The organism is Pseudescherichia sp. (genome assembly GCF_032052675.1).
Classification (GTDB): Bacteria; Pseudomonadota; Gammaproteobacteria; order Enterobacterales; family Enterobacteriaceae; genus Pseudescherichia.
In genome coordinates, this window is the sequence record NZ_DAMBWA010000017.1 from 24,954 (window position 1) to 33,366 (window position 8,413).

The 8,413-nt window shown below is 58.4% G+C and carries 7 protein-coding genes and 3 tRNA genes; all 10 read left to right on the top strand.

Annotated elements, in window-relative coordinates; translation table 11 throughout:
• The first annotated feature begins 5 nt into the window (after positions 1-5).
• The 10 genes from rffC to RTX96_RS18550 all read left to right on the top strand — a co-directional run bounded on the left by rffC (position 6) and on the right by RTX96_RS18550 (position 8,302).
• The gene (gene rffC / locus RTX96_RS18505; protein ID WP_312671759.1) at positions 6-683 is read left to right on the top strand and encodes a dTDP-4-amino-4,6-dideoxy-D-galactose acyltransferase; all 678 of its coding nucleotides are present in this window, start codon (positions 6-8) and stop codon (positions 681-683) included.
• Between the two features lie 4 nt (positions 684-687).
• Positions 688-1,818, top strand: a complete 1,131-nt coding sequence (rffA, locus tag RTX96_RS18510; protein ID WP_312671760.1) for a dTDP-4-amino-4,6-dideoxygalactose transaminase — start codon at positions 688-690, stop codon at positions 1,816-1,818.
• Between the two features lies 1 nt (position 1,819).
• Positions 1,820-3,070: a lipid III flippase WzxE gene (wzxE, locus tag RTX96_RS18515; RefSeq protein ID WP_312270035.1), complete on the top strand. Its 1,251-nt coding sequence runs from the start codon at positions 1,820-1,822 to the stop codon at positions 3,068-3,070.
• Complete coding sequence (locus RTX96_RS18520; protein ID WP_312671761.1) at positions 3,067-4,146, top strand: TDP-N-acetylfucosamine:lipid II N-acetylfucosaminyltransferase; 1,080 nt, start codon at positions 3,067-3,069, stop codon at positions 4,144-4,146. Before wzxE ends, RTX96_RS18520 begins: the two co-directional genes overlap by 4 nt.
• Entirely contained in the window at positions 4,143-5,495 is a 1,353-nt protein-coding gene (wzyE, locus tag RTX96_RS18525; RefSeq protein ID WP_312270033.1) for an ECA oligosaccharide polymerase, read from the top strand. Before RTX96_RS18520 ends, wzyE begins: the two co-directional genes overlap by 4 nt.
• Before the next feature lie 13 nt (positions 5,496-5,508).
• A complete protein-coding gene (wecG, locus tag RTX96_RS18530; protein ID WP_312671762.1) occupies positions 5,509-6,249 on the top strand; it encodes a lipopolysaccharide N-acetylmannosaminouronosyltransferase in 741 nt (246 codons plus the stop codon).
• 239 nt (positions 6,250-6,488) lie between these two features.
• Positions 6,489-7,874, top strand: a complete 1,386-nt coding sequence (gene thrP / locus RTX96_RS18535; RefSeq protein ID WP_312270031.1) for a bifunctional threonine/serine APC transporter ThrP — start codon at positions 6,489-6,491, stop codon at positions 7,872-7,874.
• Positions 7,875-7,976: 102 nt separating this feature from the next.
• Positions 7,977-8,053 (top strand) — tRNA-Arg (locus RTX96_RS18540).
• 68 nt (positions 8,054-8,121) lie between these two features.
• Positions 8,122-8,197, top strand: a tRNA-His gene (locus RTX96_RS18545).
• Positions 8,198-8,216: 19 nt separating this feature from the next.
• Positions 8,217-8,302, top strand: a tRNA-Leu gene (locus tag RTX96_RS18550).
• Positions 8,303-8,413: the final 111 nt, after the last annotated feature.

The following is an 8,413-nucleotide window of genomic DNA, read 5'->3' on the forward strand; positions in this document are numbered from 1 at the left end:
GCAATATGACGGTATGCGGTACGGTTGAGGCCTTAACCTGGGAGAACCAGTTTTTTGGCATCTCCAGCGCCATTGTGCGCCTGAACGACAGTGCCGCGCCGCTGAGCGAGGCGCAGCTTGCCGCGTGGCAACGGGTGCAGGTCAAGCTCCCGGCGACGGATAGCGCACGGCTGGATGCGCTGCAGCGGCTGGGTTTCCAGCTGGTAGAGGGCGAGGTGGATCTGGCCCTGGCCGTGCCGGCAACGATAACCGACCCCGGCGCGCAGGTGGCGACCGCGGCGGATATCGTCCCGCTGCGCCAGCTGGCCGCCACCGCCTTCGCGCAGAGCCGGTTTCGTACCCCCTGGTATCCTGCGGACGCCAGCGGACGCTTCTATGCCCAGTGGATTGAAAACGCCGTTAACGGCGCATTCGACCATGAGTGCCTGGTGTTGCGCGCCGCCAACGGCGAGATCCGCGCCTTTGTTTCGCTGCGTCAGCTAAACGACAGCGAGGCGCGTATTGGCCTGCTGGCCGGACGCGGTGCGGGGGAGGCCCTGATGCAGGCTGCGCTCCTTTGGGCACAGCGGCGTCAGCTTTCGATTCTGCGTGTCGCGACCCAGATGGGAAATACTGCGGCGCTTAAACGTTACATTCAGAGCGGTGCCAACGTGGAAAGCACCGCCTACTGGCTATACAGGTGACACTATGATCCCTTTTAACGCGCCCCCGGTTGTGGGTACAGAACTCGATTACATGCAGTCGGCGATGGGCAGCGGCAAGCTGTGCGGCGACGGCGGCTACACGCGGCGCTGCCAGCAGTGGATGGAGCAACGTTTCGGCAGCGCCAAGGTGCTGTTGACCCCTTCCTGTACCGCCTCGCTGGAGATGGCGGCGCTGCTGCTGGATATCCAGCCCGGCGATGAAGTGATCATGCCCAGCTACACCTTCGTCTCTACCGCCAACGCCTTTGTGCTGCGCGGGGCGAAGATTGTCTTTGTTGATGTCCGTCCGGACACCATGAACATTGATGAACGGCTTATCGAGGCAGCCGTCACCGAGAACACGCGCGCTATCGTGCCGGTCCACTATGCGGGTGTGGCCTGTGAGATGGATACCATTATGGCTATCGCGAAGCAGCATAACCTGTACGTGGTAGAGGATGCCGCGCAGGGGGTGATGTCGACCTACAAAGGGCGCGCGCTGGGTACCATCGGTCATATCGGCTGCTTTAGCTTCCATGAGACCAAAAACTATACTGCCGGTGGTGAAGGCGGCGCGACGCTGATCAACGACCGTGCGCTGGTTGAACGCGCTGAAATTATTCGCGAGAAGGGCACCAACCGCAGCCAGTTCTTCCGCGGCCAGGTTGATAAGTACACCTGGCGCGATATTGGTTCCAGCTACCTGATGTCGGATCTGCAGGCGGCCTATCTGTGGGCGCAGCTGGAGGCGGCGGATCGTATCAACCAGCAGCGTCTTTCGCTGTGGCAAACCTATTTTGACGCCCTGACGCCGCTGGCGCGTGCCGGGCGTATTGAGCTACCGTCGATGCCGGCCGAGTGCCAACACAACGCGCACATGTTTTATATCAAGCTGCGCGACGATGAAGATCGCAGCAAGCTCATCGCTTTCCTCAAGGAGGCGGAGATCCTGGCGGTGTTCCACTACATTCCGCTGCACTCCAGCCCGGCGGGGCAGCGCTTTGGTGAATTCTTTAGCGAAGATATCCATACCACGAAAGAGAGCGAGCGCTTGCTTCGCCTGCCGCTGTTCTACAATCTCACGCCTGTTAACCAGCGCACGGTGATCAATACGCTGCTGAGCTACTTCAAGTAAGATGTCGCTGGCAAAAGCTTCACTGTGGACCGCGGCGAGCACGCTGGTCAAAATCGGCGCGGGACTGCTGGTCGTTAAGCTGCTGGCCGTCTCCTATGGCCCCTCGGGCGTAGGGCAGGCAGGTAATTTCCGCCAGCTGGTGACGGTGCTGGGGGTGCTGGCGGGGGCCGGCATCTTTAACGGCGTCACCAAATTTGTCGCCCAGCATCACGACGATCCGACGCAGCTGCGCACCGTGGTGGGGACCTCATCCGCAATGGTGCTGGGGTTCTCGACGCTGTTAGCTATCGTTTTTCTGCTGGCTGCCGCACCCATCAGTCAGGGGCTGTTCGGCCATAGCCACTTTCAAGGGTTGGTACGTCTGGTGGCGCTGGTGCAGATGGGCATCGCGTGGGCCAACTTCCTGCTGGCGGTAATGAAAGGTTTCCGCGACGCCGCCGGGAACGCGCTGTCGCTGATTAGCGGCAGCATTATCGGGGTGATCGCCTACTACGCCTGCTACCGGCTGGGGGGCTACCAGGGGGCGCTGCTGGGTCTGGCGCTGGTTCCAGCGCTGGTCGTCGTTCCGGCGCTGCTGCTGTTTATCCGTCGTAAAACCGTTCCGCTACGCTACCTTAAGCCGCGCTGGAACGGCGCGCTGGCCGGACAGCTGGGGAAGTTTACCCTGATGGCGCTGATCACCTCCGTGACGCTGCCCGTCGCCTATGTGATGATGCGAAACCTGCTGGCGGCACACTACGGCTGGGATGAGGTCGGGATCTGGCAGGGGGTGAGCAGCATCTCCGATGCCTATCTGCAATTTATTACCGCCTCGTTCAGCGTCTATTTGCTGCCTACGCTGTCGCGGCTGACGGAGAAGCAGGCGGTAAGCCGCGAGATCGTTAAGTCGCTGCGGTTTGTGCTGCCCGCGGTGGCGGCGGCGAGCTTTACCGTCTGGCTGCTGCGTGATTTTGCGATCTGGCTGCTGTTCTCAGCGAAGTTTATCGCCATGCGCGATCTCTTTGCCTGGCAGCTGGTAGGCGACGTGCTCAAAGTCGGCGCGTACGTTTTCGGCTATCTGGTTATTGCCCGCGCCTCGCTAAGCTTCTATATCCTGGCGGAAGTGAGCCAGTTTACGCTGCTGACGGCCTTTTCCCACTGGCTCATTCCGGCGCACGGCGCGTTAGGCGCAGCACAGGCCTACATGGCCACCTATATCGTTTATTTCGCCACCTGTTGTGGCGTATTTCTACTCTGGCGTAAAAGGGTATGACTACACTGATTCACGTTCTGGGATCCGATATCCCACACCATAACCTGACCGTGCTGCGTTTTTTCAACGACAGCCTTGCGGCAACGGGCGAGCACGCCCGCGAGTTTATGATCTGCGGCGGCGACGAGAGCTGGCGTATGCAGTTCCCGGCGCTTACGCTGCGCTTCTTTAGCAGTAAGAAAGCGCTGGCGCAGGCGGTGATTGCCCTTGCCAAAGCCGATCGCCGGCAGCGCTTCTTCTTTCACGGCCAGTTCAATACCGACCTGTGGCTGGCCCTGCTGCGCGGTGCCATCAAGCCTCAACAGTTTAACTGGCATGCATGGGGAGCCGATCTCTACGAGGTATCCCAAAGCCTGAAGTTTCGTCTTTTCTATCCGCTACGGCGTCTCGCCCAGCGGCGAGTCGGCTGTATCTTTGCTACCCGTGGCGATTTGCACTTTTTTGCCCGCCGCCATCCGCAGGTGCGTGGCGAGCTGCTCTACTTCCCGACGCGCATGGATCCCTCGCTCAACACGATGGCGCAGGAGACGCAGCGCGAGGGCAAGCTGACGGTGCTGGTCGGTAACTCCGGGGATCGCAGCAACGAGCATATTGCCGCCCTGAAGGCGGTTCATCGGCAGTTCGGTGATACGGTCAACGTCATCGTACCGATGGGCTACCCGGCCAATAACGAGGCGTATATAGACGAGGTACGCCAGGCGGGTCTGGCGCTGTTTAGCACGGAGAACCTGCGCATCCTTGCCGATAAGCTAGACTTTGACGACTACCTGGCGCTGCTGCGCCAGTGCGATCTGGGCTACTTTATCTTTGCTCGTCAGCAGGGGATCGGCACGCTCTGTCTGCTGATCCAGGCAGGCGTACCCTGCGTGTTAAACCGGGAGAACCCCTTCTGGCAGGATATGGTTGAACAGCATATTCCGGTGCTGTTTACCGGCGACCGACTCGATGAGACGGTGGTGCGTGAGGCCCAGCGGCAGCTGGCGGCAGTGGATAAAAACGCTATCACCTTCTTTAGCCCTAACTACCTTGCGCCCTGGTACGAGGCGTTACGTATTGCTGCAGGAGGTGCGCAATGAGCCAGCTTGCGTTCTCGGGTCTGCTGGCCATCTGGCTACTGGCATCGCTGTTTATCGCCACGCTGACCTGGTTTGAATTCCGCCGCGTACGTTTTAACTTTAACGTTTTCTTTTCGCTGCTTTTTTTGCTGACGTTTTTCTTTGGCTTTCCGCTCACCAGCATTCTGGTCTTTCGCTTCAACGTCGGGGTTGCGCCGCCTGAGGTGATGATGCAGTCTCTGCTGGCCGCGGTCTGCTTCTACGCCATCTACTACGTTACCTATAAAACGCGCCTGCGCTCATCATCAGCGGTTACGCCACGTCGCCCGCTATTCACCATGAACCGGGTGGAAACGCATCTGGCGTGGGTAATGCTGATGCTTATCGCTTTAGTGAGCGTCACCATCTTCTTTATGCACAACGGCTTTCTGCTGTTCCGGCTGCACTCCTACAGCCAGATCTTCTCGAGTGAAGTCTCCGGCGTGGCGCTTAAGCGCTTCTTCTACTTCTTTATTCCTGCCATGCTGGTGGTCTACTTCCTGCGCCAGGATGGCCGGGGCTGGATCTTCTTCCTCGTGAGCACCGTCGCCTTTGGCCTGCTGACCTACATGATTGTGGGCGGCACACGGGCCAATATCATCATCGCCTTCGCTATTTTCCTGTTTATCGGCATTATTCGCGGCTGGATCTCGCTGTGGATGCTGGCGGCGGCAGGCGTGCTGGGCATTGTCGGGATGTTCTGGCTGGCGCTGAAGCGTTACGGATTGCAGGTGAGCGGTGACGAAGCGTTTTACACCTTCCTCTATCTTACCCGCGACACCTTCTCGCCGTGGGAGAACCTCTCTCTCCTGCTGCAAAACTACGACAAGATCGACTTCCAGGGGCTTGCGCCTATCGTGCGCGACTTCTATGTCTTTATTCCCACCTGGCTGTGGCCGGACAGGCCCAGCATCGTGCTCAATACGGCGAACTACTTTACCTGGGAAGTGCTGAACAATCACTCCGGGCTGGCGATCTCCCCGACGCTGATCGGCTCGCTGGTGGTGATGGGCGGCGTCTGGTTCATTCCGCTGGGGGCGGTCGTGGTGGGGCTGATCATTAAGTGGTTTGACTGGCTTTATGAGCTGGGCAACCGGGAGAGCAACCGCTATAAGGCGGCAATTTTGCACAGCTTCTGTTTCGGTGCCATCTTCAATATGATCGTGCTGGCGCGCGAGGGGCTGGATGCCTTTGTTTCTCGCGTCGTCTTCTTCCTCGTGGTCTTTGGTGCCTGCCTGCTAATGGCGAAGCTGCTCTACTGGCTGTTCGATAGCGCGGGGCTGATCCACAAACGTGCCGGGCGATTACCGCAACCGCTCTCGCAAGCCTGACAAGGATATCATCATGACGGACACGACTACTGCGCCAACCTATACCCTGCGCGGTCTGAAGCTGATTGGCTGGCGTAACATGGCCCACGCGCTGGATTTCCTGTTCGCCGACGGCGCGCTTAAGCAGGGCACGCTGGTGGCGATTAACGCCGAGAAGATGCTGACCCTTGAGGATGACGCTCAGGTCAGGGCGCTGATCGAGGCGGCAGAGTTTAAGTATGCGGATGGCATCAGCGTGGTGCGCTCAATGCGTAAAAAGTACCCGCAGGCGGTAGTTGAGCGGGTGGCAGGGGCCGATCTCTGGGAAGCGCTGATGGAGCGCGCCGGGAAAGAGGGGACGCCGGTTTTCCTGATCGGCGGCAAGCCTGGCGTACTGGCTCAGACGCAGCAGCAGCTGCGCGATCGCTGGCAGGTTAATATTGTCGGCGGTCAGGATGGCTACTTCCAGCCCGAGCAGCGCCAGGCGCTGTTTGAGCGCGTTCGTGACAGCGGGGCAAAAATTGTCACCGTGGCGATGGGCTCGCCGCGCCAGGAGCTGCTGATGCGCGACTGTCGGGAAGTTTATCCTCACGCGCTCTATATGGGCGTCGGCGGTACCTATGACGTCTTTACCGGCCACGTTAAGCGTGCGCCGAAGGTGTGGCAGCGGATGGGCCTCGAGTGGCTCTATCGCCTCCTGTCACAGCCTAGCCGCATCACGCGCCAGCTGCGGCTGCTGCGCTACCTCGCCTGGCACTATCGCGGCCAGCTCTAATCCTGTGACGGCGCAGCGATTCTGCTGCGCTGTACCTGCCTCTGTTTGCTGCTTTATTGTGCTTTCTATTGATTTTTCTTATGCATCGTTTGCCATTTCAGCGAAATTAAGAAACCATTCGCTCACTCAACGCGGCACGGCGGTGCTATTTGCATTAATCCGCGGCCGCAATGAGCTGAGATTGCACTCATAACGATAACCCGCAGCGTCGGGACAGTAGTAAACACGACAGAGGATTTATGGCCGAGAGTAAACCGGAGCTTCAGCGTGGGCTGGAAGCACGACATATCGAACTTATCGCCCTGGGCGGTACAATAGGCGTTGGCCTGTTTATGGGGGCAGCAAGCACCCTGAAATGGGCAGGGCCGTCAGTATTACTGGCCTATATAGTGGCCGGGCTTTTTGTTTTCTTCATCATGCGCTCGATGGGTGAAATGCTCTTCCTTGAGCCGGTAGCCGGGTCGTTCGCCGTCTATGCCCACCGCTATATGAGCCCGTTCTTTGGCTACCTCACGGCTTGGTCATACTGGTTTATGTGGATGGCGGTGGGTATCTCAGAGATCACCGCGATTGGCGTCTACGTCCAGTTCTGGTTCCCGGAGATGGCGCAGTGGATACCGGCCCTGATTGCCGTGGGGCTGGTGGCATTGGCAAACCTGGCTGCGGTGCGCCTGTACGGTGAGATTGAGTTCTGGTTTGCGATGATTAAGGTCACTACCATTGTGGTGATGATTGTCGTCGGCCTTGGCGTGATCTTCTTTGGCTTCGGCAACGGCGGGCAGGCGATTGGCTTTGGCAACCTGACCGAGCACGGCGGTTTCTTTGCCGGCGGTTGGAAGGGCTTCCTGACCGCGCTCTGTATCGTTGTCGCTTCGTATCAGGGCGTTGAACTGATCGGTATCACCGCCGGTGAGGCGAAAAACCCGCAGGTCACGCTGCGTAGCGCCGTAGGCAAGGTGCTGTGGCGTATTCTGATCTTCTACGTAGGGGCGATTTTCGTTATCGTCACCATCTTCCCGTGGAATGAGATCGGCAGCAACGGCAGCCCGTTTGTGCTGACCTTCGCCAAAATTGGCATTACCGCAGCGGCAGGGATCATCAACTTTGTGGTTCTCACCGCCGCGCTCTCGGGCTGCAACAGCGGAATGTACAGTTGCGGACGCATGCTCTATGCACTGGCCAAAAACCGCCAGCTGCCTGCGGCGGTGGCAAAAGTATCGCGCCACGGCGTACCGGTGGTGGGCGTCGCCATCTCGATTGCTATCCTGCTGGTCGGCTCCTGCCTCAACTACATCATTCCTAACCCGCAGCGGGTATTTGTCTACGTCTACAGCGCCAGCGTGCTGCCGGGGATGGTGCCGTGGTTTGTGATTCTGATTAGCCAGCTGCGTTTCCGCGAAGCGCACAAGGCTAAAATTGCCAGCCATCCCTTCCGTTCGGTTCTCTTCCCGTGGGCGAACTATTTAACGATGGCGTTTCTGATCTGCGTATTAATCGGCATGGGTTTTAATGATGATACCCGTATGTCGCTGTTTGTCGGCATCATCTTTTTGGCTGCGGTATCGCTGGTCTACAAGGTTTTACGCCTCAATCGGCACGCTGAAACGGTAAAAACGGAGAAATAAAAGACAAAACGCGCAAAGCATAACCAAACGCGCATTTTATTTAAAAAGGCACTAGACAGCGGGGGGGGAAGTCCGTATTATCCACCCCCGCAACGGCGCTAAGCGCCCGTAGCTCAGCTGGATAGAGCGCTGCCCTCCGGAGGCAGAGGTCTCAGGTTCGAATCCTGTCGGGCGCACCATTTTACCCGGTGCTGGAGCTGCGGTGGACTGTGAAATTGAACAGGACCGCGTAAAAGAATTATCAGTGGTGGCTATAGCTCAGTTGGTAGAGCCCTGGATTGTGATTCCAGTTGTCGTGGGTTCGAATCCCATTAGCCACCCCATTATTTAAAGTTGTGAAATGCGAAGGTGGCGGAATTGGTAGACGCGCTAGCTTCAGGTGTTAGTGTCCTTTGGATGTGGGGGTTCGAGTCCCCCCCCTCGCACCACGACTTAAAATGAATTGAACTAAAAATTCAAAAAGCAGTACATCGGCGAGTAGCGCAGCTTGGTAGCGCAACTGGTTTGGGACCAGTGGGTCGGAGGTTCGAATCCTCTCT